The 25,498-nt window shown below is 53.3% G+C and carries 23 protein-coding genes; 15 read left to right on the forward strand and 8 right to left on the reverse strand.

Annotated features, from left to right (window positions below; genetic code table 11):
- Positions 1-11: 11 nt before the first annotated feature.
- Positions 12-1,364, reverse strand: a complete 1,353-nt coding sequence (locus DUT67_RS01500; RefSeq protein WP_113632689.1) for an MmgE/PrpD family protein — start codon at positions 1,362-1,364, stop codon at positions 12-14.
- 337 nt (positions 1,365-1,701) lie between these two features.
- On the opposite strand from DUT67_RS01500, the gene DUT67_RS01505 reads away from it, so the two are divergent.
- Positions 1,702-2,352 carry a GntR family transcriptional regulator gene (locus tag DUT67_RS01505; RefSeq protein WP_113632688.1) on the forward strand — a complete coding sequence of 217 codons (651 nt, stop codon included), beginning with the start codon at positions 1,702-1,704 and terminating at the stop codon, positions 2,350-2,352.
- Positions 2,353-2,938: 586 nt separating this feature from the next.
- Here DUT67_RS01505 and hemY read toward each other — a convergent pair.
- From hemY to hemC, 4 genes are read right to left on the reverse strand one after another with little or no spacing between them, the layout of a single operon-like run.
- Positions 2,939-4,132, reverse strand: coding sequence for a protoheme IX biogenesis protein HemY (gene hemY / locus DUT67_RS01510; protein WP_113632687.1), 1,194 nt, complete (start codon positions 4,130-4,132; stop codon positions 2,939-2,941).
- Positions 4,133-4,134: 2 nt separating this feature from the next.
- Positions 4,135-5,259 carry a uroporphyrinogen-III C-methyltransferase gene (gene hemX / locus DUT67_RS01515; protein WP_113632686.1) on the reverse strand — a complete coding sequence of 375 codons (1,125 nt, stop codon included), beginning with the start codon at positions 5,257-5,259 and terminating at the stop codon, positions 4,135-4,137.
- 23 nt (positions 5,260-5,282) lie between these two features.
- Positions 5,283-6,023: a uroporphyrinogen-III synthase gene (hemD, locus tag DUT67_RS01520; RefSeq protein ID WP_113632685.1), complete on the reverse strand. Its 741-nt coding sequence runs from the start codon at positions 6,021-6,023 to the stop codon at positions 5,283-5,285.
- Positions 6,020-6,961: a hydroxymethylbilane synthase gene (gene hemC / locus DUT67_RS01525; RefSeq protein WP_113632684.1), complete on the reverse strand. Its 942-nt coding sequence runs from the start codon at positions 6,959-6,961 to the stop codon at positions 6,020-6,022. Before hemC ends, hemD begins: the two co-directional genes overlap by 4 nt.
- A 604-nt stretch (positions 6,962-7,565) precedes the next feature.
- Here hemC and DUT67_RS01530 point away from each other — a divergent pair.
- Both DUT67_RS01530 and DUT67_RS01535 read left to right on the forward strand, forming a co-directional pair.
- Entirely contained in the window at positions 7,566-10,121 is a 2,556-nt protein-coding gene (locus DUT67_RS01530; protein WP_113632683.1) for a class I adenylate cyclase, read from the forward strand.
- A 48-nt stretch (positions 10,122-10,169) separates the two neighbouring features.
- Entirely contained in the window at positions 10,170-11,342 is a 1,173-nt protein-coding gene (locus tag DUT67_RS01535; protein ID WP_113632682.1) for an MFS transporter, read from the forward strand.
- Positions 11,343-11,394: 52 nt separating this feature from the next.
- Here DUT67_RS01535 and cyaY read toward each other — a convergent pair whose 3' ends face one another.
- A complete protein-coding gene (gene cyaY, locus DUT67_RS01540) occupies positions 11,395-11,715 on the reverse strand; it encodes an iron donor protein CyaY (RefSeq protein ID WP_113632681.1) in 321 nt (106 codons plus the stop codon).
- A gap of 59 nt (positions 11,716-11,774) precedes the next feature.
- On the opposite strand from cyaY, the gene DUT67_RS01545 reads away from it, so the two are divergent.
- The 10 genes from DUT67_RS01545 (at position 11,775) to DUT67_RS01590 (ending at position 20,935) form a co-directional block, all read left to right on the forward strand.
- On the forward strand, positions 11,775-11,960 hold the full coding sequence (locus DUT67_RS01545) for a lipoprotein (RefSeq protein WP_113632680.1): 186 nt from the start codon (positions 11,775-11,777) through the stop codon (positions 11,958-11,960).
- 77 nt (positions 11,961-12,037) lie between these two features.
- Positions 12,038-12,862, forward strand: a complete 825-nt coding sequence (gene dapF / locus DUT67_RS01550; protein WP_048262893.1) for a diaminopimelate epimerase — start codon at positions 12,038-12,040, stop codon at positions 12,860-12,862.
- Positions 12,859-13,563, forward strand: coding sequence for a DUF484 domain-containing protein (locus tag DUT67_RS01555; protein WP_113632679.1), 705 nt, complete (start codon positions 12,859-12,861; stop codon positions 13,561-13,563). Before dapF ends, DUT67_RS01555 begins: the two co-directional genes overlap by 4 nt.
- Positions 13,560-14,495, forward strand: coding sequence for a tyrosine recombinase XerC (gene xerC, locus DUT67_RS01560; protein ID WP_113632678.1), 936 nt, complete (start codon positions 13,560-13,562; stop codon positions 14,493-14,495). Before DUT67_RS01555 ends, xerC begins: the two co-directional genes overlap by 4 nt.
- Positions 14,495-15,211, forward strand: a complete 717-nt coding sequence (yigB, locus tag DUT67_RS01565; protein ID WP_048262888.1) for a 5-amino-6-(5-phospho-D-ribitylamino)uracil phosphatase YigB — start codon at positions 14,495-14,497, stop codon at positions 15,209-15,211. Before xerC ends, yigB begins: the two co-directional genes overlap by 1 nt.
- A gap of 82 nt (positions 15,212-15,293) precedes the next feature.
- Entirely contained in the window at positions 15,294-17,456 is a 2,163-nt protein-coding gene (gene uvrD / locus DUT67_RS01570) for a DNA helicase II (RefSeq protein WP_113626936.1), read from the forward strand.
- A 128-nt stretch (positions 17,457-17,584) separates the two neighbouring features.
- Complete coding sequence (locus DUT67_RS01575; RefSeq protein ID WP_113626937.1) at positions 17,585-18,331, forward strand: cyclase family protein; 747 nt, start codon at positions 17,585-17,587, stop codon at positions 18,329-18,331.
- A gap of 187 nt (positions 18,332-18,518) precedes the next feature.
- The gene (gene ysgD / locus DUT67_RS01580; RefSeq protein ID WP_349814568.1) at positions 18,519-18,575 is read left to right on the forward strand and encodes a YsgD/CorL family protein; all 57 of its coding nucleotides are present in this window, start codon (positions 18,519-18,521) and stop codon (positions 18,573-18,575) included.
- A gap of 166 nt (positions 18,576-18,741) precedes the next feature.
- Positions 18,742-19,692, forward strand: coding sequence for a magnesium/cobalt transporter CorA (gene corA / locus DUT67_RS01585; RefSeq protein WP_048262883.1), 951 nt, complete (start codon positions 18,742-18,744; stop codon positions 19,690-19,692).
- Positions 19,693-19,876: 184 nt separating this feature from the next.
- On the forward strand, positions 19,877-20,935 hold the full coding sequence (locus tag DUT67_RS01590; protein WP_113632677.1) for an AbrB family transcriptional regulator: 1,059 nt from the start codon (positions 19,877-19,879) through the stop codon (positions 20,933-20,935).
- On the opposite strand, the gene rarD is transcribed toward DUT67_RS01590, so the two are convergent.
- A complete protein-coding gene (gene rarD / locus DUT67_RS01595) occupies positions 20,901-21,830 on the reverse strand; it encodes an EamA family transporter RarD (protein ID WP_113632676.1) in 930 nt (309 codons plus the stop codon). The two genes, DUT67_RS01590 and rarD, sit on opposite strands and share 35 nt — an antisense overlap.
- A 133-nt stretch (positions 21,831-21,963) precedes the next feature.
- Complete coding sequence (locus DUT67_RS01600) at positions 21,964-22,452, reverse strand: thioesterase family protein (RefSeq protein WP_048262880.1); 489 nt, start codon at positions 22,450-22,452, stop codon at positions 21,964-21,966.
- 251 nt (positions 22,453-22,703) lie between these two features.
- Here DUT67_RS01600 and pldA point away from each other — a divergent pair, with 251 nt between their 5' ends.
- The gene (gene pldA / locus DUT67_RS01605) at positions 22,704-23,570 is read left to right on the forward strand and encodes a phospholipase A (protein WP_048262878.1); all 867 of its coding nucleotides are present in this window, start codon (positions 22,704-22,706) and stop codon (positions 23,568-23,570) included.
- A gap of 98 nt (positions 23,571-23,668) precedes the next feature.
- Positions 23,669-25,495, forward strand: a complete 1,827-nt coding sequence (recQ, locus tag DUT67_RS01610) for an ATP-dependent DNA helicase RecQ (RefSeq protein ID WP_113632675.1) — start codon at positions 23,669-23,671, stop codon at positions 25,493-25,495.
- Positions 25,496-25,498 lie beyond the last annotated feature (3 nt).

Below are 25,498 nucleotides of genomic sequence, written 5' to 3' on the forward strand. Positions count from 1 at the left end.
GCTGAAGCGCGTTAGCCCGCTAATAGCTCGGTGAGAACGGCAAGCGAGCCAGGCTGCTCAAAGTGAAAAGCCGCCTGATAGAGCCGATCGCTACGGGTTTCCCCTAATATGGGGAGGGTCAGGGCATCAAATTTGGCGCGCAGTTCGGCGTCGGTCAGCGGATTTTGCGGATGACCGCGATACACGTCGGTTTCCGCGTGCAGTTTTTCTCCGTCTTCCAGTTCGATGTCGATAAAGGCGGAACTGGCCGATTGTCCTTCTACTGCATCGATCTGCAAGCGCGACAGCAGTTGGCGCGGCGCGGGGTCGTCAACGGCGTGCTGAGTGAAGTCTGTATCGTTGAGACGGTAGCCGCTCAATGCCAGCGCAATGCAGTGCGGAATACTGAATTTACTCTCCAGTGGGTTTTGCGGGTTGGCGATCCCGGCGTTCACCATGCCCATTGGATGGACTTTGGCATGAATACGGGCGATAGCGCGGCCTTTCAACTGTGGATAGAGCTTAAGCGCCGTTTCAATTGACGCGTGGGTTCCCCGACAGCTGGCATACAGCTTGTAGCCGTTACCCAATAGCTCCCAACTGTCGCCAAAATCGAGCGGCGGGATAACAGCGCTACCATCCTGCACAAAGGTTTTCACCCAACCATCGGTTTCATAAAAGTGATGGGCAGCGATAAAGCCTTCGTCAGCCAGTTCCGCTGCCGTGATGCCGTCCATTGCCGCCTTGCCAGCATGAAACGGTTTACCGTGCGTGCCGGACGATTTCTGCAATCCCCCCATCATGGTCGCGGCCGCACCTAAGGCATTGGCAATGGCGTTGGGTTCGAGGTGTAAAATGGAAGCGGCGACGGCGGCTGCCCCGGCACGTCCAACAATCGACGTTGGGTGAAAACCGCGACGTTGTAGGTTGCGGCCTACGCCGTGCACCCAGCCGCCTCCCAATCTGGCCATCACTTCAAATCCGGTAATAAAAGCGATAAGTGTCGTGCGCTCGTCTGCGCCGTAGTGTTGCGCCATTGCTAAAGCGGTAGACCAGCAAGGGCCACTCGGGTGCCCCGCGCCAGCGGGATGCGTATCGTCATAGTCGGCTGCATGAGAAAGTGTGCCATTGATCAGCGCTGCCAGTGCTGGTGTGGTTTTTGCACCGAGAATGATTTGTGCGTTACCTTGAGCCTGCCACCGTTGTGCCACGCGCTGAACCGCGTTGGCGGCATCATCGCCTACTGCGCCGATGGCGACGCCAAGATAGTCAATGAGCGCTCGCTTGGCTTCGTGCCAGACGGCATCGGGAATCGCCATCGTAGGCGCAGTGTAAATAAATTGGCTGAGTGCGTTACCGCGAGGAAACGTCGGGGTGGCGGGCATCGTAGGAGCTCCTTAGACGAAAACGCGATGACATTGCCAGCAAAGCAGATTGGTTTTGGGATTCGCGTTTTGTCTTGTTGAATGCATTTGTATACAGTGTGTGGCGAAAAGCATATTCAATCGTCCATTCAGTGACAAAGACGCTTTTTCGCTAAGCTAAGCACAAAATATGCGATGCGATATCTTGCTAAAGGCAGGGCGTCGGGCAAACTTGAATTTTTCTCAATACATGACGATCCGTGGCGCAGCGTGAACACCTGGATAGCTATAAAGGCGAGGTGTGTTACCCGTTTGCGTGTGAAGCCATCCTGATCGTCACATCATATATCAAGGGATTATGAACTTAACACTTACCGACAAAAAGATGGCGCTATCGCCGTTCGAGATACTGATTAACGCGATCGAGAAGGGCGAGCTCCTGCCAGGAGAACGCTTGCAGGAAACACGGCTGGCACAGCAGTTTGGGCTTAGCCGCACGCCGATTCGTGAGGCACTGCATCGGCTTGAGGCGTTGGGGTTGGTGGAGCCGGGTCCGCAGCGTGGGCTGATGATTGCGCAGATCAGCTATGAGCGGCTGCGTCAGCTTTTCGCCGTGCGTGAAGGATTAGAACGGTTGGCGATGGAACTGGCAGTGGCTTCTGCTTCGACAGAAGAACTGGAGCTATTGCAGGATATGGTCAACGTGGAGAAAACGCTTACCGACAGCCAGCAACTGCACGATCACAACCGCCTTTTCCATCGGCAGATTTATCGGGCGACCCATAATCCCTATCTGAACGAGATGTTGGAAAACTTGCGTATTCATCTGTCGCTACTGCGTGGAACCACCTATGAGTCGACGGAACGTACCGAAGAAGCGCGGCGCGAACATCAGGCGATTGTGGAAGCGCTGGTGCGGCGTGATAAGGACGGGGCGCAAGAAGCAGCCTGCCAGCATATTCGTAATGGTTATCGCGCCCGGCTAAGTATGTTGAATCAGCAGCTTTGACAGGACTGTCGGAAAAACACGACACTTGGGGGATCTGCTGTCGCAAAAAGGAGACATTTAATTTATTGATTAATAATGATTAATATTTTATCTGATAAATTCGTCTCTGAATGGCGACAGGATTTGTGAGTTCGATCTCGTTTTCACCACCCTGCGTGTTGTTGCTTCCCCTCCGGCGGATAAATAAAAATAGTATTTACTATTAGCTGGTTAAATTGAATTGATGAGGTTGTGACAATAAAATTATGCATGTTGGCATAATTTGTGCTTAAATAAGCGGGTAGATGCTCATTCCACCTTCTATGCTTGCTTCGGCTTCATAATCCTGGGAATGACGCAGAGCCAATTTGAGGTGCCTATCGTCCAACTCCAGATGAAGATGTAAATCTCCATCGGGCTTTCCGGACATAACGTTGAGTGAGGCACCATTCTGTTGTCTGACAGACCTGATATTTTCAACGCTTACCGTTTATCGGTAAGCGTTTTTTTTCGTCTGATGAAAACGCTCGGTCACAGCCTGCGATTGAAACATAAAAAATAAATAAGGCTCCAAAGAAGGAGCCTTATTAAAGGGATGATGCAGCGATTAGTTGGCTGGTTGCTGTAGCGTGAGTAATAGCCCTTCACGCCGCATTTGTGCCGCTTCATCCGGCAGATGCAGCCGCTCTAGTGCATCGGCGCGCCAGGCGTAATCATAAGCGTCTGGGCGCAGTTCCAACGCGGTGCGGAAAGCATCGCTGGCCTGTTGCCATTCGCCGTGTTTCATCAGCAGTTGGCCTAACGTGCTGCTTAACAACGGCGTTGCGCCATGTTGCTTGATGTACTGATGCAGCATTTTTTCCAACTGTTCTGGGTTACCAGCCTTGAGGCGTGGCATCAGCAGGATCAAACGTTCGTCATACTGACGTTTGAGACCATCAAGAATGATCTTCTGTGCAGTATCATGATCGTCACACTCGATCAAATGCTCAGACATCGCGATCTGAAGTGGAATCTCATGACGCACTTTGCGACTCTGATTATTCCACCACGATTTCAGTCCTTCACTGCCACCATCCGCCATCGCTTGATTCATCAGACCGATATACGCCTGCTGTTGCAGATCCAGCAAACGCGCTTCAGGGTACAGATTGATTTTGCGCATCGCAGGCAGAATATCCAGCAGCGCACTGTAGGCTTGGGTACGTAGGAAAGCCTGCTCCGCTAAACGCAGCACTTCAGGATGGCGAGGTGCGACTTCCAGCAATTTGTCCACGCCGTGACGCGCAGCATGATCTTCATTACGTGCTAGCTGAATGCGCACGCGCGTAATATCCACCGGAAGCTGATCGGTATCTGCAACCTCGGCGGCACGCTCCAGGTATTGCTTGGTGCGGAACTCGTCACCGCGCTGCTGAGCGGCTTCGGCTGCCAGAAGGTAGTTAACCACGGGCTGCTCGGCATGATCGGCATTGCGAGTCAGCAGTTTCTCTACCTGTAAATAATCCCCTTCGGCCAGCTTGAGCAGCGCGGCTTTGGTCTGTTTTCTGGCTCGGCTGCGTTTGCGGCCGAGGAACCAGCCGCGTGTGCGAGACCCTGTACGAAAGAGTCGGCGCAGCACCCATTCCACCGCCAAAAAGGCGAGGAAAAACAGCACCAGCATAATGACGAGACCGGTCACGCTGGTTTGAATGTCGTAGTTATCTGTCTGGATCAGAACGTAGCCTTGGTGACCCGCGACGATCGGGCCGATCACAACGCCAGCGATCAGGATCAGGAACAGCAATAAGACTTTCAGCATGTTCACTCTCCCTGCTGTGTGGCTGGCGCTTGAGCCAGTAGGTTACGAACGCGCGTTTGCATCAGTTTTTCCAACAGCGCCTGACTTTGTAGTTCCGTTGGAACATCCAGTGAAACCGACTGCTGGCTTAAGGCATCAAGCTGATCCAAAAAGGCCTGCGTCGTAGGGTCGGTAGTATTGAAGTAGGCGCGAACCCAGGTTGCGGCTGTTTCCAGCGACTGTTTGTACACTTCATTCTGATGGCGAGGAATCGCCTGTGCGGCAACCAGCAGGCGTGAGCGAATGTTCTCACGCAGATACACGTCCTGATTTGGTGCCAGCAATGGCTCAGCAGCGCTGTCGCGGCGACGAATGGTGATAAAGTCAGCCAGGAAATTGTGCCAGCTCTTGCTCAGGTTTTGTCGCCACTCGCTTAAAGAAGCGGACAGCTCTGTGCTGTTGGCATCCATCGGCGCTTCATCAGTGTTGTTGTCGGCGAGCTGCAAGTTGTCCAACTGATCGGTCAGTTGATTCACTTTCAGGATGATGCCGTCAAAATCGACCTGACTCACGCCTGCCAGTGCACCGATATCATTGGTCAACGCGCGGCGAAGTTCTATCAGGCTAGGGTCGTTCATTTCCGCGAGGCTGGCATCCGCGCTTTTCAGCAATGCGCCTGCGGTGGTGACGTCTTTGTCGCTCCAGAGCTTACGTCCTGCCAGTTTTACCAGAAAATCTGCCTGAGCGATCAACCAGGTATTCGTGTCATGGCTGGAAAGCGCCGCCAGTTTATCGCGTAGCTCGTCTGACTGACGCGTTAGTGCCTCAAGACGCTGTGTTGCGCTGTCCTGCACTTTGGTTTGCTGCTGTTGAGCGTCCAGCCATTGCTGTTGTTCCTGCTTATGCTGTTGCTGTAATGCGTTTAGCTGTGATTCCAGACGTTGAAGCGAGGCGGTTTCGCGCTGTGCCTGCTGGTGGCCGTGGTAATACAATCCCGCGCCTATTGCCAGCGCAATCACGATGGCGATCGCTCCTAGCACGGCCCCGCTGCGCTTGGGCTGCGGTGTAGGATCTTGCTGCTGATGCGCGGGTTCAACCCGTTCAGCAACCTCGTCGGATGGGGCTGTGGGGGTATTGTGTTCCGTCATAATGGTACATCCCATGATCAGGTTTATTGTAGTGCGCGCACGAGCGCATCGTTATCGGCGTTATCAGCCACTCGGATATCGCGCCAGCCTAGCTGACGCGCCTGTTCTGCCAGTCGTTCGCTGACGACGATCAACTGGCAATCGAGTAACCAGGAAGCCCGATAGTAATCAGGTACTAAAGTATAGATCCGTTGTAGCATTTCTCCGCTGGTAATCACCAGTTTGTCGATGCCTATTTGCTGCCAATGGCGGCTTTGCTCCGGTCCATCATAGTGAACGTCTCTGCGCTGATAGCATTCACAGTAGGTCACCTGAGCGCCCCGTTCAATTAGCGTTTCTCCCAGTAGTTCTCTTCCACCGTTGCCGCGTAATAATAGTGCACGTTTCCCCGCAACATCTTGCAGTTCAGGGAGTTGTAAAAGTGTTTCGCTGGTTTCACGCTCGGGTGGATAGGTAACGGGGTGTGCGCTGATTTTATGCAGTGCCAGTGCCGTGGTACGGCCAATGGCATAATAAGCGAGGTGCGCAGGCCAGCTTGTACCCGTGCGTACCAGCATAGGATCGGCGTAATGAATCGCGTGTTGTGAGAGAGCAAACACCAGATCGTCGGCGTGCAGCGCGTGTAATTGTGCAGGCAGGCCTGCGAGCTCTCGTCCGGGCGAAAATTCAATCAGCGGGCTGTGCCAGGCGTGATAGCCGAGCTTTCTTAAACGGGTCACCAGTTGTTCGCCAGTTGGTGACGGACGGGTAACCAGAATAGTCATGATGAGCTTTGCCCTTGATAAACGGCCTGAAGGATCGCGCTGGCCCCTTTTGCCAATAGCTCTTCAGCCAGTGCAGTACCTATTTTTTCGGCGTCAGAGACGCTTCCTTTCCGCTCACCGACGATCATTTGGCTGCCATCCGGTGCGCCAACCAGCGCGCGTAACCACAGCGTGTCGCCTTCCAGTTCGGCGTAGCTGCCAATCGGCACCTGACAGCCGCCTTCAAGGCGTACATTCATCGCACGTTCAGCCAGTACGCGGGCAGCGGTATCGGTGTGGTTGAGTGGGGCAAGGAGTTGGCGAATGCGATCGTCATCTAAACGGCATTCGATGCCGATAGCGCCTTGTCCGACGGCAGGCAGAGACTCTTCTGGGCTTAACGCGCAGCGGATACGTTCTTCAAGGCCAAGACGTTTCAGGCCAGCGACAGCAAGAATAATGGCGTCATACTCGCCGTTGTCCAATTTTGCCAGACGCGTTCCGACATTGCCGCGCAAATCACGAATCACCAGATCGGGACGTCGAGCGCGTAGTTGGCACTGGCGGCGCAGGCTGGACGTACCAACACAGCTGCCTTCCGGTAATTGTTCAAGACTGTCGTGATGATTGGAAACAAAAGCGTCGCGCGGGTCGTCGCGTTCGCAAATAGTGGTCAGGCCGAGGCCATCGGGGAATTCGACAGGCACATCTTTCATGGAGTGGACGGCGATATCAGCGCGTCCTTCAAGCAGCGCCAATTCCAGCTCTTTAACAAACAATCCCTTACCACCGACCTTTGCCAATGGCGTATCCAGGATGATGTCGCCGCGGGTTACCATCGGCACCAGTTCCACCTGTAAATCGGAATAGAGATGGTTCAAACACTGCTGAACATATCGTGCTTGCCATAAGGCTAGCGGGCTTTGTCGGGTGGCAATTCTAATAATATTGGCTAACATGCTTGATACCGTTTTTATCATTTTCCGCCATCGTATCACTGATGGTGCGTTGGTGTCAGGTTGTGGGCATTCGCGGTGCGCCTTTAAAACGGTCTGAAATTTGGGTGCCGCAAATCTAGATATACTCTAAATAATTCGAGTTTCAGGACAAAAACGGCAAGGCGTTTTTGAACAGCGCTTGCGCTGACCCCGAAGGGGTGAGGCCATAAGGCCGAATAACGCGGCAAGGGAAGGAGTCCCGATGAGCTTACACAAGTAAGTGATTCGGGTGACTGACAAATCTGCCATAGGCAGATTTGAACGCGGCTTGCCGCGACCCCAACGGGGCGAGGCCCACGCGAGTGGGCCGAGTAGCGCAGCCAACGCACATGTAACTTGAAGTATGACGAGTAAGGAAGCCGTGCTGATGCAGTTGGGTAGAGAAATTCATAATAAAGCAAGATAGGTAAGTCTAACTTTCTTTACTTTCTTTACGCCCAATCAGCAAGGTGTTAAATTGATCACGTTTCCAGCAATAATTCGCTAAACATTCTTCTAATTTTATCATTGGCGAATTTGGAACACGGGGTTTTTCTAGGCACTGGGATAAATCAGGCGAGACGTCTTGTACTTCTACATCGAGACTTTGAAGCAAAGACTGGATGCGATCAACCAACTGCGTGTTGACCGTGCTCTGGGAGCAATGAAGCCCGCTTTTCAGCAGGTTTACAGTCTTCTGCCCATTTTATTACATCATCATCACCCGTTGATGCCCGGCTACCTTGAAGGCAAGGTGCCTCACGGTATCTGCACTCACACGTCTGATGAAAAGCAACAACAGTACCTTGATGGCATCGCATTGCGCTGGGGTCAGTTTGATTCTTCTCATCCGCAGGGCGAACTGCCGATCACAGGCATCTATTCAATGGGGAGCACCTCGTCTATCGGGCAGAGCTGTAGCTCCGATCTCGATATCTGGGTGTGCCACCAATCCTGGCTGGATAGCGAAGAACGCCAACTCCTACAGAAGAAATGTACGCTGCTAGAGCAGTGGGCAGCCTCTCAGGGCGCTGAGGTTAGCTTCTTCCTGATGGATGAAAGCCGTTTCCGTCACAATGAAAGTGGTAGCCTGGGTGGTGAAGACTGCGGCACCATGCAGCACATCCTGTTACTCGACGAATTCTACCGTACTGCCGTGCGTATGGCCGGTAAACGCATTCTGTGGAACATGGTGCCGGTCGAAGAAGAATCCCACTACGACGAATATGTGCTATCGCTGTACTCGCAGGGGGCACTGGCACCGAACGAGTGGATGGATTTAGGTGGCTTAAGTACGCTGTCGGCGGAAGAGTATTTCGGTGCGAGCCTCTGGCAGCTCTATAAAAGCATCGATTCTCCGTATAAAGCGGTACTGAAAACACTGCTGTTGGAAGCCTATTCCTGGGAATACCCGGATACCAGCCTGCTTTCGACCGAAATTAAAAAACGCCTGCATGACGGCGAGATCGTCTCTTTCGGTCTCGATCCTTACTGCATGATGTTGGATCGCGTAACGCACTACCTGACGGCGATCAACGATCCCACGCGCCTCGATCTGGCGCGTCGATGTTTCTATTTAAAAGTCTGTGAAAAGCTCTCCAGAGAACAAGCCTGCGTTGGCTGGCGTCGCCAGATTCTGAGCCAACTGGTACAAGAGTGGGGCTGGAGCGACGAACATCTGGCAATGCTGGATAACCGCGCTAACTGGAAAATCGAACAGGTACGCGAAGCGCATAATGAGCTGTTGGATGCGATGATGCAGACTTACCGCAACCTGATTCGCTTCGCCCGCCGTAATAATCTGAGCGTCAGCGCTAGCCCGCAGGATATCGGTGTGTTGACCCGTAAACTGTACGCCGCGTTTGAAGCACTGCCGGGTAAAGTTACCCTGCTGAACCCACAAATTTCGCCCGATTTGTCAGAGCCAAATTTAACCTTTATTTATGTTCCGCCTGGTCGAGCGAACCGTTCCGGCTGGTACCTGTACAATCAGGCACCGTCGATGGATGCGATCATCAGCCATCAGCCGCTGGAATATAACCGCTACCTAAACAAGCTGGTGGCGTGGGCGTACTTTAATGGTTTGCTGACGCCGAGCACGCGTCTGTACATTAAAGGCAACGAGCTGTGTGACATCACTCGACTGCAAGCGCTGGTGGACGATGTAGCCAGCCACTTCCCGCTACGCCTGCCTGCACCAACGCCGAAGGCGCTGTACAGCCCGTGTGAAATTCGTCATCTGGCGATTATCGTCAATCTGGAACACGATCCGACGGCAGCTTTCCGCAATCAGGTGGTGCATTTCGATTTCCGTCATCTGGACGTGTTCAGCTTCGGCCAACAGCAGCAGTGTCTGGTTGGCAGTATCGACCTGCTGTATCGCAACTCGTGGAACGAAGTGCGTACGCTACATTTCAGCGGCGAGCAGGCGGTGTTGGAAGCATTGAAAACCATTCTGGGTAAAATGCATCAGGATGCCGCGCTGCCGGAATCACTGGAAGTGTTCTGCTATAGCCAGCACCTACGTGGGTTGATCCGTACTCGCGTGCAGCAACTGGTTTCCGAATGCATTGAGCTGCGTTTGACCAGTACACGTCAGGAGCCAGGTCGCTTCAAAGCGGTGAAAGTCGCAGGCCAAACCTGGGGGCTGTTCTTTGAGCGGCTGAGTGTGTCGGTGCAGAAGCTGGAAAATGCAGTTGAATTTTATGGCGCGATTTCCAACAACAAGCTGCAAGGTCAGCCGGTTCAGGTTGAAACCAATCATGTGCATTTACCGCCGGTGGTCGATGGTGTCGCTAGCGAAGGGATCATCCAATTCTTCTTTGAAGATCTGACGGAAAATCAGGGCTTTAATATCTATATTCTGGATGAGTCGAATCGCGTCGAGGTGTATCACCATTGTGAAGGCAGTAAAGAAGAGCTGGTGCGCGATGTCAGCCGCTTCTATTCGTCTTCGCATGACCGCTTTACTTACGGTTCTAGCTTTATCAATTTCAACCTGCCGCAGTTCTACCAGATCGTACAGTTGGACGGCCGCACGCAGGTGATTCCGTTCCGCAGTAGCGCGCTTTCTCATCTGTGCATTACGCCCGTGGTGGATGATGAGGTGATGACGATGAAGCAGCGGCTACAAATCTTATAGTCACGTCCTGACACTCGGCTTTCAGCGCATTCAGAAAAGGATGTATTGATGGATTCGTTGCAACGCCGAAATCTGATACTGCTGGCGCTCGGACAAGGGCTGACCGGCAGTATTATTTCCCTGATGACGCTGTGTTCCACGCTGGTTGGCGTATCGATGACGCCAGTTCCGCTGCTGACTACATTACCGATTACTGCGACGGTATGTGGCGCGGCGCTGATGATTTACGCCGTTTCCTCATTGATGACGAAATATGGCAGGCGCAATACGTTCATCATCGGCACGTTACTAGGGCTGGTGGGGGCGTTTTTGGCGGCGTTGGCGATTGTGCTACACAGCTTCTCATTCTTTGTGTTTTCAACGTTTGTTCTGGGGATGTCCTGCGCCTTCAATCAATATTATCGTTTCGCGGCTGCCGAAATCTTTACTGAGAATCAGCAGAAAAACCGGGCGATATCATGGGTGATCAGCGGGGGTATCTTGGGCGGCTTCCTTGGCCCGTTCGCGGCCAGTCAGGCTTCTCAGCTTTGGACTTCATACCCGTTTCTCGGCAGTTTTATCGCTGCTGGGGTTATCTGCGTTATTACGTCATTGCTGCTGCTTGGCCTTAAGTTACCCCCGATGCCGATTGTTACGGCTAGCGCTCAGCGCAGTGAACCGCTGGCGGCGATCCTGAAAAATCGGGCGTTTGTGTTAGGCACCGCAAGCTGTTCCGTCGGATTTGTGGTGATGACGCTGCTAATGAACTCAGCGCCGCTAGCGATGCATCAGCACCATTTTTCCCTCAGCCATAGCGCGACGGTTTTGCAATGGCATTTTGTTGCGATGTATGCCCCCGCTCTGTTGCTCGTGCTGTTGGCGAAGCGGCTGACGCCGGTTCAGGTCGTGGCGATCGGCATGGTATGTAACGTTGTCGGTGTGGCGGTAGCGCTGAGTGGTTTAACGTTTTGGCACTTCCTTTTTGCGCTGGTGCTGTTTGGCATCGGGTGGGCGTTTATGTTCAACGGCGGGACATTTATGCTGAATGCCTTTACGCATTCAGTGCATAAATCCCGTTTGCAGGGCATTAACTCGCTGGTGGTATATGTGCCTAACGCGTTGGCTTCGCTGTCTGCCGGTAGCATGATGGCGCTGACCAGCGGCTGGCCGCTGGTGAATATGGTCGGTATCGGCATGCTGTTGCTGCTGGTACTGGCGCTGATAGTGCTGGGACGGCGCTGATGTTCGAGGCATCGCAATACCATGAGTTGCGGTGCCATGAAGACAGAGACGGTTACTCGAAGTGGACGGTTTCCCCAGCCTGAGCCGAACAGGCTGATGACAGCAGCGTGATAAAATCCTCACCGCTGCGATCGCATATCCAGCGCGCTTCCTGAAGGCTAAAGTGATAACCGCCCGTTTTGGTCGCCAGCCAAATTTGGTGCAGAGGTTCCTGCCGATTAATCACGATTTTGCTGCCGTTCTCAAAACTCAGCGTCATCACGCCGCCGTTGATCTCGTAATCGATGTCGGCATCACCCTCAAATCGATCCAGCGTTTCTTCCAACTGAAGCATGAGTTCGTCGGCTAATTGGTGGAACTCGCTATCGTTCATTTTCGATTCCTATTGATTTTCATGATCCACCTGCGATTATAGAGAGCATACGAGTATTAATGACAGGTCTTAACGTGATGAAGAACGTACTTCGCCCATTTTTTCTGGTGTTAGCAGTAGTGAGTTTATTGGGTTGTGGCCTGAAAGGTCCGCTGTATATGCCTGCCGATGGCAAATCCGGTGCGTCAACGACTCAGCAAAATGAGAACCAGCCGCCACAAAAGAAAGCGTCAATACGTCCTTAATGCGTGACGGTAATAATAAATAACAGGTCACGTAGATGTTTATCGCGCCCGGTTAAGCAAGCGGGGGAGTCAGGATAATGCAGTTCGCTAAGATGCACGGGTTAGGCAACGATTTCATGGTTGTTGATGCCGTTACGCAAAACGTTTATTTTTCACCCGAATTGATTCGCCGCTTGGCGGATCGGCACTGTGGTGTGGGATTCGATCAACTGTTGGTGGTTGAGCCGCCCTACGATCCTGAACTGGATTTTCATTACCGTATTTTTAATGCGGATGGCAGCGAAGTGGCGCAGTGCGGTAATGGCGCGCGCTGCTTTGCTCGCTTTGTTCGCTTGAAAGGGTTAACCAACAAGCGTGATATCGCCGTCAGTACGCAGACTGGCCGGATGGTGCTGTCGGTGACCGACGATGAACTGGTTCGTGTCAACATGGGCGAACCGAATTTCGAGCCGCAGCAGGTGCCTTTTCGCGCGGTCAAAGCGGAGAAAACCTACATCATGCGTGCCGACGAACACACGGTACTGTGTGGCGTGGTGTCGATGGGCAACCCGCACTGTGTGATTCAGGTTGAGGATGTGGCAACGGCGAAGGTGGAAACACTAGGGCCGCTGCTGGAAAGCCACGAGCGTTTTCCTGAACGCGCCAATATCGGTTTTATGCAGATCGTCGATAGCCAGACCGTCCGTCTGCGGGTGTACGAGCGCGGTGCGGGAGAAACGCAGGCGTGTGGTAGCGGCGCGTGTGCTGCCGTGGCGGTAGGGATCCAGCAGGGATTATTGTCCGCGAAAGTTCGCGTATCGCTGCCGGGCGGGGAGTTGGATATTCAGTGGGATGGGCCGGGACATCCGTTATTCATGACCGGGCCTGCAACGCATGTCTACGATGGATTTATTCATTTATGAAGAATGTCGAGGAACAGGCAGAACGCGAGATCGCACTCAGTGACGAGATGGTTTTGCAGTTCCTGCAACAAAATCCTGATTTTTTTATCCGCAATGCGCGTCCCGTCGAGCAGATGCGTGTTCCTCATCCTGTCAGGGGAACCGTGTCGCTGGTGGAATGGCAACTAGCACGCCAGCGTAACCACATCACTCAGCTTGAGGAAGAAATCACGCTGTTGATGGAGCAAGCGGGCGCAAACGAGGTGCTGTTCAATCGCCTGCTTGGGCTACAAACTGAATTGGCATCGGCGGAAAGTCTCACAGACATGTTGGACCGCTTGCAGCGCTGGGCACGTCAGCTTGGCTTGGCGGGGGCAACGGTTCGTCTGTTTAGCGACAAATGGCGCATTGGTGCGCCTTCTGGCTTTACCCACCTTGGGTTAAACCGTTCCACGTTTGAGCCGTTGCGCATTCAGCGCTTCGGACAACAGAACCACTACCTTGGCAGCCTGAATGGGCCAGAGCTGTTGCTTCTGCTACCGCAGGCTCGGCAGGTTGGGTCGGTTGCGCTGTCGCTGATGGGAAACCATCACGATTTGGGCGTGCTGATTTTCAGCAGCCGTGACAGCCATCATTATCAGGATGGCATGGGAACCGTACTGCTACAGCAAATGGCCATGATGCTGCCAGCGATGCTGGCGCGCTGGGTTGAGCGGGTATGAGCCGACAGCCTGCACCAGCGGAGGCACCTTCCTCTTCTCCTCTACAAACCGATGTTGATGCGTTCCTGCGCTATCTGAAAGTCGAACGCCAGTTAAGCCCGTTGACACTGACCAGCTATTCGCGCCAATTATCTGCGGTTATCACAATACTCTCCGCTGCGAGTGTCACTGACTGGCGCACGCTGGATGCCTCTGGCGTGCGCGCCGTGGTGTCCCGCAGTAAGCGCGATGGGTTACATTCAGGCAGTCTGGCGCTCCGTTTATCGGCGTTGCGTAGTTTTCTCGACTGGATGGTGTCACGCGGTGTGCTGACGGCAAACCCAGCCAAAGGGGTATCCACGCCGAGAGCCGGACGTCCTTTGCCAAAGAATATGGATGTCGATGAGGTGAATCGCCTGCTGGAGATCGATCTGGACGATCCCCTTGCGGTGCGTGACCGTACGATGCTGGAAGTGATGTACGGGGCGGGGCTGCGTCTGGCAGAGCTGGTCGGCATGGATTATCAGCATATCGATCTGGCAAGCGGCGAAGTCTGGGTAATGGGGAAAGGCAGCAAAGAGCGCAAATTGCCGATAGGAAAAACGGCGGTAACCTGGCTGGAACGTTGGCTGGCGCTGCGCGAACTGTTCGGCCCACAGGATGATGCCGTGTTTATCTCCAATCAGGGGCGACGCATTTCGATGCGCAACGTGCAAAAGCGTTTTGCTGAATGGGGCGTTAAGCAGGGCATCAATAGCCATGTTCACCCGCATAAGCTACGCCACTCCTTTGCGACGCACATGCTGGAATCCAGCGGTGATTTACGCGCGGTTCAAGAGCTGCTCGGTCATGCCAATCTGACTACGACGCAGATTTATACCCATCTTGATTTTCAACATTTAGCCTCCGTGTACGATGCTGCGCATCCACGCGCCAAACGAGGGAAACCCTGATGCATTTTTACCGATCTCTTGGCCCGATCCGTGCGATCACGTTCGATCTGGATGACACGCTGTACGATAACGCGGACGTCATTCGACGCACGGGGCAAGAGTCAATCCGCTTCCTGCAAGAGTACCATCCTGCGCTTCGTGATTTTCAGGCGGATGATTTCCAAAACTTACGCCAGACCTTGCTGGAGCGCGAACCGGACATCTATCACGACGTCACCGAATGGCGTCGCCGTGCGGCTGAGCTGGCAATGTTAGAACGTGGTCTGAGTGCCGCAGAGTCGAAGAGTGGCGCAAAAGCGGCAATGGAAAACTTTGCCCACTGGCGTAGTCAGATTACGATTACGGAAGAGACGCACCAGACGTTGGCAGCATTAGCCGAGAAAGTGCCGCTGGCGGCGATTACCAATGGTAATGCTGAGCCGCATCGGTTTGGTCTCGATCGCTATTTTTCTTTCATCCTGCGTGCCGGTCCACATGGTCGCGCCAAGCCGTTTGATGATATGTACCATCTGGCGGCGGAAAAACTCAATCTGCCTTTGCATGAGATTCTGCATGTCGGCGACGATCTCACGACCGATGTCGCGGGGTCGATCCGCTGCGGTATGCAAGCCTGCTGGATTAACCTGCGTGAAGGCAGCTTGACACAGATTGGCGACGCTCGGCTGCTGCCGCATATTGAAATTTCGCGGTTGGCATCGCTGTCGGCATTGCTATAATCACCGAATTAATCTGTATAAATTACCAGTGGAAACGCCCCTGATATGCGCGGTGTTTCCCGTCACCGGATAACCCGTACCTATGGACGTTTCTGATCTGCTCGATGGCCTCAACGACAAACAGCGTGACGCGGTAGCCGCGCCGCGCAGCAATTTATTGGTGCTGGCAGGGGCAGGCAGCGGCAAGACTCGGGTACTGGTTCATCGTATTGCCTGGCTATTGTCCGTCGAAAACTGTTCGCCGTACTCCATCATGGCGGTGACGTTTACCAACAAAGCCGCAGCGGAAATGCGTCATCGTATCAACCACTTGATCGGCACCAGTCAGGGGGGCATGTGGATTGGCACCTTCCACGGATTGGCACACCGTCTGCTGCGCGCGCACCATATGGATGCCAATCTGCCGCAGGATTTCCAGATTCTGGACAGCGACGATCAGCTGCGCCTGCTAAAACGGCTCATTCGGGCGCTGAATCTGGATGAGAAGCAGTGGCCGCCGCGTCAGGCGATGTGGTTCATCAACGGTAAGAAAGATGAAGGTTTGCGTCCTCAGCACATTGAAAGCTACGGCAACCCCATCGAGCAAACGTGGCAGCGTGTCTATCAAGCCTATCAGGAAGCGTGCGATCGCGCCGGATTGGTGGATTTCGCCGAACTGCTGCTGCGTGCGCATGAACTGTGGCTGAACAAGCCGCATGTGCTGAATCACTATCGTGAGCGTTTTACCAATATTCTGGTGGACGAATTTCAGGATACCAACCGTATTCAATACGCTTGGATCCACATGCTGGCGGGCGATAGCGCCAAGGTCATGATCGTTGGAGATGACGATCAGTCTATTTACGGCTGGCGTGGAGCGCAGGTTGAAAATATTCAACTGTTCCTGAAAGATTTCGCTGGCGCAGAAACGATCCGTCTGGAGCAGAACTATCGCTCGACCAGCAATATCCTGAAAGCGGCGAATGCCCTGATTGCCCATAACGGCGGTCGGCTTGGCAAGAACCTCTGGACGGACGGTGTCGAGGGTGAACCCATTTCGCTTTACTGCGCGTTCAATGAACTGGATGAGGCACGCTACGTCGTCAACCGAATTAAAGCCTGGCAGGAAAACGGCGGTGCGCTGCAAGATAACGCTATTCTGTATCGAAGCAACGCCCAGTCGCGTGTGCTGGAAGAAGCGCTGTTGCAGCAGAGTATGCCGTACCGCATCTACGGCGGAATGCGCTTCTTCGAACGTCAGGAAATCAGAGATTCGCTGTCTTATCTGCGCCTAATTGCCAATCGTAATGACGATGCGGCGTTCGAGCGTGTGGTGAATACGCCGACGCGCGGCATTGGCGATCGTACGCTCGACGTGGTGCGCCAGACGGCGCGCGATCGTCAACTGACGCTGTGGCAATCCACTCGTGTGCTGTTGCAGGAGAAGGTGCTGGCCGGACGTGCGGCGGCATCGCTGCAACGCTTTATCGAACTGATCGATGCGCTGGCCTATGAAACCTCTGAACTGCCGCTGCATGTGCAAACCGACCGGGCGATTAAAGATTCTGGTCTGTGGAGCATGTACGAACAGGAAAAAGGCGAGAAAGGTCAGGCACGAGTAGAAAACCTGGAGGAACTGGTGACGGCTACGCGCCAGTTCAGCTATCAGGAAGAAGATCAGGATCTGATGCCGCTTCAGGCATTCCTGTCGCATGCTGCGCTGGAAGCGGGTGAGGGTCAGGCGGATGCCAATCAGGACGCGGTGCAGCTTATGACGTTGCACTCGGCGAAAGGGTTGGAATTCCCGCAGGTGTTTATCGTTGGCATGGAAGAAGGCATGTTCCCTAGCCAGATGTCGCTGGATGAAGGCGGGCGTCTGGAGGAAGAACGTCGTCTGGCTTATGTTGGCGTCACGCGCGCGATGGAAAAGCTGACGATAACCTACGCTGAATCCCGCCGTTTATATGGCAAAGAAGTCTATCATCGGCCTTCCCGATTCGTCGGGGAACTGCCTGAAGAGTGTGTTGAAGAAGTGCGGTTACGCGCCAGCGTCTCCCGCCCGGTCAATCACCAGCGCCTTGGCACGCCGATAACGCAAAATGACAGCGGCTACAAGCTAGGACAACGAGTTCACCATGCGAAATTCGGCGAAGGCACTATCGTGAATCTGGAAGGCAGCGGCGATCACGCCCGTCTTCAGGTCGCATTTCAGGGGCAGGGTGTTAAATGGCTGGTTGCCGCCTACGCCAGACTGGAAACGATGTGATCGTCACGCGTGTGGCAGCATAACTTATAAAAATCCTGTATTAATCTTTCTCGTCATTTTCGACAATGCTAGGTGGCCTGCCGCGTATCCATGGATGTGTGGTATCACAATAAAAAAGGAGCATGCCCATGACGTTAGACCAGATTATTGCCGAGTTACAGAAGAAAAAATGGGTCGATCTTACGCATACGATTACAGAGTCGATTCCTATTTTTGGTGCGTTTGAAGGCGTGTTGCAGCGCAAGACCTTATTCAATGTTGAAGATCATGGGTTTTATGCACAGGCCGTGACGTTTGCCACACAGACAGGTACGCACATTGATGCGCCGGGGCATTTTGTGGCGGGCAAACGTTATTTGGATCGGATTGATAATAAAGAACTGTTGGTGCCGCTGGTGGTGATCCACAAACAAGACGCGGTCGCGCTCGATCCCGATTATCGCCTTTCTGTCGAAGACATTCTGACGTTTGAACGTGAGCACGGGGACATTCCGTCAGGAAGTTTTGTCGCGTTTGCCAGCGGCTGGAGTACGCGCTGGCCTGATATTGACGCTTTTGCGAATAAAGACGAACAGGGAAACAGTCATACGCCGGGGTGGTCGCTTGAGGCGCTAACGTTCCTATTTGAAGAGCGCGGTATTAGCGCGGTAGGGCACGAAACGCTGGATACGGATTCCGCTGCTGATTTCCGTCGTAACAATGGGCTTATTGGCGAGTTCTTCGTGTTGAACCAAAATGCCTGGCAGGTCGAGGTACTGAATAACCTGCATCAACTGCCGCCTACTGGCGCTTATATTCATGTCAGCTACCCTAATTTCGCCGGTGCACCCGGCTTCCCCGTCCGTGCCATTGCCTATTTACCGGACAACGCCTAGTACATATATGCGGTTCCTTTTTGTTTTGGGGGACTGCATTTTTACTGATTTCAGCGGCGGATTTACTGGATAAAGCTTATCCATTTGACCAATATTTTACAGCGTGTTTCAGCCGCGGTTTTAAAGTTGAAGTCTTTTTCATCTCAGCGTAACATGCGCGCATCATTATTCTCGGAGGACTAACGCCTTGGACACACCCAGTCGATACTGGCTCACTAACCTGTTCATTAGGTACAACTTCTAAGGTTATCTTCCTCTGCTGATACCCTTCGTGGTTGTCAGCGATGCTGTTTTTGTCGCTATGAGTCAGATCCGTCGAACGGACTGAAACCTGCTGGTGACACCTCACCTCTGTTTCTGTGCTTCAATCGCGTTGTCCATCTCTGCTACTGAAAGGGGAGCTATGGCCCATGCTGAGCGCATTTAAACTGGATAATTGCCGTTTATCTCGTCTGGAATTGGATGACTCCGATGATCTCACCACGTCAATTTGGGTTGATTTGATCGAGCCGGAAGACGATGAGCGTGAGAAAGTACAAACCGAACTGGGACAAAGCCTGGCAACCCGTCCGGAACTGGAAGACATTGAAGCGTCGGCACGTTTTTTTGAAGATGAAGACGGCCTGCATATTCACTCCTTTTTCTTTTTTGAAGACGCGGAAGATCACGCCGGTAACTCTACCGTGGCGTTTACCATTCGCGATGGTCGCCTGTATACCTTACGCGAGCGTGAACTACCCGCGTTCCGTCTGTACCGCATGCGCGCCCGTAATCAAACTCTGGTTGACGGTAATGCTTACGAACTGCTGCTCGATCTCTTTGAGACGAAAATTGAGCAACTGGCGGACGAAATCGAAAACATCTACAGCGATTTGGAATCGCTGAGCCGCATCATTATGGAAGGGCGTCAGGGTGAAGAGTACGACGACGCGCTGTCCACGCTGGCGGAACAGGAAGACGTGGGCTGGAAAGTTCGTCTGTGTCTGATGGATACTCAGCGCGCGCTGAACTTCTTGGTGCGTAAAGCTCGTTTGCCATCCGGCCAGTTGGAGCAGGCGCGCGAAATTCTGCGCGACATCGAATCTCTGCTGCCGCACAACGAATCCCTGTTCCAGAAGGTTAACTTCCTGATGCAGGCGGCGATGGGTTTCATCAACATCGAGCAGAGCCGGATTATCAAGATCTTCTCGGTGGTATCCGTGGTATTCCTGCCACCGACGCTGGTGGCATCAAGCTACGGGATGAACTTCGAGTTTATGCCGGAGCTGAGGTGGTCGTTTGGCTATCCAGGTGCGATTGTACTGATGATTCTTGCCGGACTGGCACCGTACCTCTATTTCAAACGTAAAAACTGGCTTTAAATTTTTACCGATGCGCCTGATGGAGATTACCCATCAGGCGCATAACGCTCCTTCCCTTTAATGTAAAACCCCTTTCCTGCTTGATCGTTTGCGACCTTACTATTCCTGTTTATTCTCCAATTATTCTGTTTAGAATGGCGAATCGCTTTTCTGTTCTTACTTTTATTAAAAACAGGTCGTGTACATGAAAGGGATGTCACCGTGGGTGCAATGGGGAATCCTGCTGTCGGTCTCATTAATTCTGGGGTTTGGGCTACAGGTTTACCACGTTCCTGCCGCGCTGTTGCTGGGGCCAATGATGGTCGGTGTCGTCATGGGGCTAAATGGCGCGACGATTCGCATCCCGCCCGTCGGCTTTGCGGGCAGTAATGCCGTTCTGGGCTGCCTGGTTGCACAAAGCCTGTCATTTTCTATCCTGATGCCTTTGCTGCATGAGTGGCCGCTGGTGCTGTTCATTCTGTTGGCGACACTGGCTGCCAGCGGGTTATCTGGCTGGTTACTGGTCAAATTTAGCGAGTTGCCCGGAACGACCGGAACTTGGGGAGCATCGCCGGGTGGTGCGTCTGCCATGGTCGCCATGTCTGGAGAGTTCGGCGCGGACGTGCGGCTGGTTGCCTTCATGCAATATTTACGGGTGTTGATGGTGACCGCTTCAGCGGCGTTCGTGGCACGCCTGAGTCTGGGTGACGAAGCGGCAGAAAACAGCGCGATGCTAGTGTGGTTCCCTTCGTTGGACTGGCGTTTTCTCGCGACGCTTGGTGTGGCATTCGGTAGCGCCTGGTTAGCAAGGCGCTTACGTATTCCATCTGGGGCGTTACTGGGGCCGATGATTATCGGGTCGATGCTGCATGCGAGCGGTACATTACAACTGCAAACGCCGGAATGGCTGCTGGCGTTGGCCTACGCCGTGATCGGATGGAGCGTGGGTTTATGCTTCACCCGCCCCATCTTTTTGCTGGCGATACGTACGTTGCCTTACATGATGACGTCGATTGTCGGATTGATGCTGCTGTGTGGCGGGATGGCATGGATGGTGACGAAAATGATGCCGGTGGATATGCTGACCGCTTTTCTGGCGACCAGCCCTGGCGGGCTGGATTCGATTGCGATTATCGCCGCAGGCAGTCGGGTTGATATGGCTTTTGTTATTGCCATGCAGACGCTGCGGCTGTTTTCGACACTGTTGTTCAGCCCGATCTTATCGCGCTTTATTTCCCGTCGTGTTGAGGCTGGGACACTGTAGCTGGCGTGCGCCGTAGCTTACGCTGCGTATAAAGCGCATCCAGAATAAATAGCCCCAGTGCACCCCAGATGAAGGCAAACGTCACCAGCTTATCGCTGCTGAATGTTTCACCGTAGAACACCACTGCCAGCATGAACATGATGGTGGGGCCGAGATACTGGAAAAAGCCGAGCGTCGACAAGCGCAGGCGCATGGCCGCCGAGGTAAAGAACAACAGCGGTACTGTGGTGACGATACCCGCCGAGAGCAGAAGCAGATTCAGCGACCAGGAGTTGGCTGTCAGATGGCTGCTCGGCGTGTCGGCAATAAAAAACAGATAAATGACGGCAACTGGCAGCAGCCACAGCGTTTCGATCAGCATGCCGGTTTGGCCGTCGATACCAATTTTTTTACGCAGCAGGCCGTATAACGCGAAGCTGAATGCCAGCCCGAGCGCGATAACCGGCAGCGAGCCGAATGTCCATAGCTGAATCAGTACGCCAGTCACGGCAAGCAGCACAGCCAGCCATTGCAGGCGGCGGAAGCGTTCACCCAGAAAGATCATACCCAGCATGACGTTGACCAGCGGGTTGATAAAATACCCCAGACTGGCTTCCAGCATGTGATGATTGTTAACCGCCCAGATATATAACAGCCAATTCCCGCCAATAAGCACCGCCGTTAATGCCAGCAGAAACAGGTGCTTGATGTTACGGCAGGCATGGCTCACCTGACGCCATTTCCGACCGACCGTCAGCAGGATCAGCATAAAGAAGAATGACCAGATAATACGGTGCGTCAGTATTTCATTGGGCGGAACATGCTCAAGCAGCTTGAAGTAAACGGGAGCAATTCCCCAAATAAAATACGCGGCGAGGGCGAAAAAGATCCCCTCACGGGTTTGTTGCGCGTTCATGGGTGACTCGATAAGGACGGCGGGAAAACGCTAAGTCTACCCAAAACTGTGAGCGCTTTCACGTAAAGTGTTCATGACACGGTTTGCCAATGAAGGATGTTCGCTAACGACGGATGTTCGCCAACGATAAATGCTATCCGACAATATAGGTTGCGGTGGCGCTGGCCAGATGCGAACCCTGTTCGTTATGCAATTCGGCACGTGCGACGGCGATTTTATTACCACCGCGCAGCAGCGTGCTGGTAATAGTGAAGCGCTCCCCGTAGCCCGGACGTAGATAATCCACCCGCATGTCAATGGTGCCCATGCGTGCGAGCCGGTGATGAAACTCCTGATCGCTGATCGTCTCATGGCGCAGTAGCGTGTTGCCGACGCAGACTAATCCAGCGGCAACGTCCAACCCCGCAGCAATCACGCCGCCGTGCAGAATCTTTTGTGCCGCATTGCCGATGAGCTTATCTTGCCGAGCAAACGTCAAGACGGCTTTGTCGGCTTCAAACTGCTGTAATTCAAGGCCAAGCTCGATGTTGAACGGCATCTTGTAAATGAAAATCTCACCCACGAGCTGGCGCACAGTATCTCTGGTTAATGTGGTTCCCTGAAATGATGGTACGTCAGCCATAGTCGTTTCCCGTCCGGATAAGAGATACGCAATAAATGTGTTTTATTTGATGTAATAAAGTTATTCAGGTGTTTATTTTATGCGTTGATTTTGTTTCTTTCCAGAAAAAGCCAAGAAACGGGGGAACGGTAATTCAAACGCCGCTGAACTGTGTAGAATGGCGGGTTTGAGTGGGGAAATACTCACCACAAGCTGGTTAAACGAACGTCGGTTAAAACGAACGTCGTATAAAAAAATGGCGGAGAAAATGAATGCGTAAAATAGTACTCGCACTGGCAGCATTACTGATGGCACAGGCTCATGCTGAAGATATAACAAATGCACCTGCGCCGAACCAACCGGCGGTACGTGGCAGCATTATCGCCAGCTTGTTACAAGAGCACGACACCCCGTTTATTCTTTATCCTTATGAAAGCAACTACTTACTGTATACCTATACCAGTAACATCAATAAGACGGCGATACAGAGCTATAACTGGGGTGATGAAGCGCGTAAAGACGAAGTGCACTATCAACTGAGCCTCGGGTTCCCGATCTGGCGTGGAATTTTGGGTGATAATTCGCTGCTGGGCGCGTCCTATACACAGCGTTCCTGGTGGCAACTGTCTAATAAAAGCGAGTCTTCTCCGTTTCGTGAAACCAACTATGAGCCACAGGTCTTCCTGGGCTGGGCAACCCACTACACATTAGCAGGCTGGACGCTGCGGGATGTAGAGATGGGCTTTAATCACCAGTCTAACGGCCGTTCTGATCCAACGTCCCGCAGTTGGAACCGTGCTTATATGCGTCTGATGGCGCAGAACGGCAACTGGCAGGTTGATGTGAAGCCGTGGGTGCGTTTCTCCGACAGTCAGGACGATAACCCAGATATCATTAAATACATGGGACATTATCGTTTACGCGTCGGTTATGTGTGGGGCGACAGCGTGTTTAGCGCGGAAGGCCGTTATAACTGGAATAGCGGTTACGGCGGCGGCGAACTGGGCTGGAGCTATCCTCTGACGCGTCATGTCCGTTTTTACACCAAGGTCTTTAGCGGCTACGGTGAATCTCTGATTGACTACAATCATCGTCAAACCCGCTTCGGCGTTGGGGTGACGTTGAACGATATGTTCTAACTAACGTGTGTTTTAGCGATTGCGGTTTTTAACCATTGCAGTTTTACCCGACGGCGCTGAAAATAGCGCCTGTTTGATTTCATTGAATTGGGGAAGGCGTGTCTACGGCGGAAGTATTGAATAAGGAAGCGCTGGCGGTTCAGGTTCTACGGGACACGTTCGGCTACCAGCAATTCCGACCGGGTCAGCAGGAAATTATCAGCGCGACGCTCAGTGGGCAGGATTGTCTGGTTATCATGCCGACAGGCGGCGGTAAATCGCTGTGCTACCAAATCCCCGCCTTGGTGATGGACGGGCTGACGCTGGTGGTGTCGCCACTAATTTCTCTGATGAAAGATCAGGTCGATCAGCTCCAGGCTTACGGCGTCTCCGCAGCTTGCCTCAATTCGACGCAGACGCGCGAACAGCAGCTTGAGGTGATGGCGGGCTGTCGTACTGGTCAGATTAAGCTACTTTATATTGCGCCAGAACGCCTGACGACAGAAAGCTTTCTCGAACACCTCGGCTACTGGCAGATTTCACTGATCGCGGTGGATGAAGCGCACTGCATTTCCCAATGGGGACACGATTTCCGTCCTGAATACCGCGCGCTGGGGCAGATTAAACAGCGTTTCCCTCATCTTCCTTTTATTGCGCTGACGGCTACCGCCGACGAGACCACGCGGAACGATATCGTTCGTCTGTTGGATCTTCAGTCGCCGCTGATTCAGATCAGCAGTTTTGACCGCCCGAATATCCGCTACACGCTGGTGGAGAAGTTTAAGCCGCTCGATCAGCTCTGGATGTTCGTGCAGGCGCAGCGTGGAAAAAGCGGCATCATCTACTGTAATAGCCGTTCCCGCGTGGAAGATATCAGCGCCCGTTTGCAGGCCCGTGGGCTGAGTGCGGGGGCTTATCACGCCGGGCTGGATAATGAACGACGCGCACAGGTACAGGAAGCGTTCCTGCGTGACGATCTTCAGGTGGTGGTGGCGACCGTCGCGTTTGGTATGGGTATCAACAAGCCTAACGTGCGATTCGTGGTGCATTTTGATATTCCGCGCAATATCGAATCTTACTATCAGGAAACGGGACGTGCCGGGCGTGATGGCCTCGCTGCCGAAGCCGCACTGTTCTACGATCCGGCGGATATGGCGTGGCTGCGTCGCTGTCTGGAAGAGAAACCCGCCGGGCCGCAGTTGGATATTGAACGTCATAAGCTCAATGCGATGGGCGCGTTTGCCGAGGCGCAGACCTGCCGCCGTCTGGTGCTACTGAACTATTTCGGTGAAGGACGCCAAGAAGCCTGCGGCAACTGCGATGTTTGTCTCGATCCTCCGAAGCGCTACGACGGGCTGGTTGAGGCGCAAAAGGCACTTTCCTGCGTGTATCGGGTCGGACAGCGTTTTGGCCTGGGGTATATCGTCGAGGTGCTGCGCGGTGCGAATAACCAACGTATCCGCGATTTCGGCCATGATAAATTGCCGGTCTACGGGATTGGTAAGGATAAATCGCAGGAACATTGGGTCAGCGTGCTGCGCCAACTGATTCATCTGGGTTTGTTGAACCAAAATATTACGATGCACTCTGCCGTACAGCTTACCGAATCTGCACGTCCAGTATTGCGGGGGGAAATGTCGCTGCAACTGGCCGTGCCGCGTGCGATTAACCTGAAACCCCGCGCTAATCAAAAATCTTACGGTGGGAATTACGACCGCAAGCTGTTTGCCAAATTGCGTAAACTGCGTAAATCCATCGCGGACGAAGACAACATTCCGCCTTACGTGGTATTCAGCGATGCCACGCTGCTGGAGATGGCAGAACTGATGCCGATCACGGCGGGCGAGCTGCTGAATATCAACGGGGTCGGCCACCGCAAACTTGAACGTTTCGGCGCGCCTTTCATGAACATGATTCGCGATCATGTCGATAATGATGACGAGTGATGC

The organism is Pectobacterium peruviense (genome assembly GCF_003312355.2).
Classification (GTDB): domain Bacteria; phylum Pseudomonadota; class Gammaproteobacteria; order Enterobacterales; family Enterobacteriaceae; genus Pectobacterium; species Pectobacterium peruviense.

What these genes read in the sequence shown, in the direction of transcription:
- DUT67_RS01500 (WP_113632689.1), bottom strand. Translation starts at nt 1,364, where the DNA reads ATGCCCGCCACCCCGACGTTTCCTCGCGGTAACGCACTCAGCCAATTT.
- DUT67_RS01505 (WP_113632688.1), top strand. Translation starts at nt 1,702, where the DNA reads ATGAACTTAACACTTACCGACAAAAAGATGGCGCTATCGCCGTTCGAG.
- hemY (WP_113632687.1), bottom strand. Translation starts at nt 4,132, where the DNA reads ATGCTGAAAGTCTTATTGCTGTTCCTGATCCTGATCGCTGGCGTTGTG.
- hemX (WP_113632686.1), bottom strand. Translation starts at nt 5,259, where the DNA reads ATGACGGAACACAATACCCCCACAGCCCCATCCGACGAGGTTGCTGAA.
- hemD (WP_113632685.1), bottom strand. Translation starts at nt 6,023, where the DNA reads ATGACTATTCTGGTTACCCGTCCGTCACCAACTGGCGAACAACTGGTG.
- hemC (WP_113632684.1), bottom strand. Translation starts at nt 6,961, where the DNA reads ATGTTAGCCAATATTATTAGAATTGCCACCCGACAAAGCCCGCTAGCC.
- DUT67_RS01535 (WP_113632682.1), top strand. Translation starts at nt 10,170, where the DNA reads ATGGATTCGTTGCAACGCCGAAATCTGATACTGCTGGCGCTCGGACAA.
- cyaY (WP_113632681.1), bottom strand. Translation starts at nt 11,715, where the DNA reads ATGAACGATAGCGAGTTCCACCAATTAGCCGACGAACTCATGCTTCAG.
- DUT67_RS01545 (WP_113632680.1), top strand. Translation starts at nt 11,775, where the DNA reads ATGACAGGTCTTAACGTGATGAAGAACGTACTTCGCCCATTTTTTCTG.
- dapF (WP_048262893.1), top strand. Translation starts at nt 12,038, where the DNA reads ATGCAGTTCGCTAAGATGCACGGGTTAGGCAACGATTTCATGGTTGTT.
- DUT67_RS01555 (WP_113632679.1), top strand. Translation starts at nt 12,859, where the DNA reads ATGAAGAATGTCGAGGAACAGGCAGAACGCGAGATCGCACTCAGTGAC.
- xerC (WP_113632678.1), top strand. Translation starts at nt 13,560, where the DNA reads ATGAGCCGACAGCCTGCACCAGCGGAGGCACCTTCCTCTTCTCCTCTA.
- yigB (WP_048262888.1), top strand. Translation starts at nt 14,495, where the DNA reads ATGCATTTTTACCGATCTCTTGGCCCGATCCGTGCGATCACGTTCGAT.
- uvrD (WP_113626936.1), top strand. Translation starts at nt 15,294, where the DNA reads ATGGACGTTTCTGATCTGCTCGATGGCCTCAACGACAAACAGCGTGAC.
- DUT67_RS01575 (WP_113626937.1), top strand. Translation starts at nt 17,585, where the DNA reads ATGACGTTAGACCAGATTATTGCCGAGTTACAGAAGAAAAAATGGGTC.
- corA (WP_048262883.1), top strand. Translation starts at nt 18,742, where the DNA reads ATGCTGAGCGCATTTAAACTGGATAATTGCCGTTTATCTCGTCTGGAA.
- DUT67_RS01590 (WP_113632677.1), top strand. Translation starts at nt 19,877, where the DNA reads ATGAAAGGGATGTCACCGTGGGTGCAATGGGGAATCCTGCTGTCGGTC.
- rarD (WP_113632676.1), bottom strand. Translation starts at nt 21,830, where the DNA reads ATGAACGCGCAACAAACCCGTGAGGGGATCTTTTTCGCCCTCGCCGCG.
- DUT67_RS01600 (WP_048262880.1), bottom strand. Translation starts at nt 22,452, where the DNA reads ATGGCTGACGTACCATCATTTCAGGGAACCACATTAACCAGAGATACT.
- pldA (WP_048262878.1), top strand. Translation starts at nt 22,704, where the DNA reads ATGCGTAAAATAGTACTCGCACTGGCAGCATTACTGATGGCACAGGCT.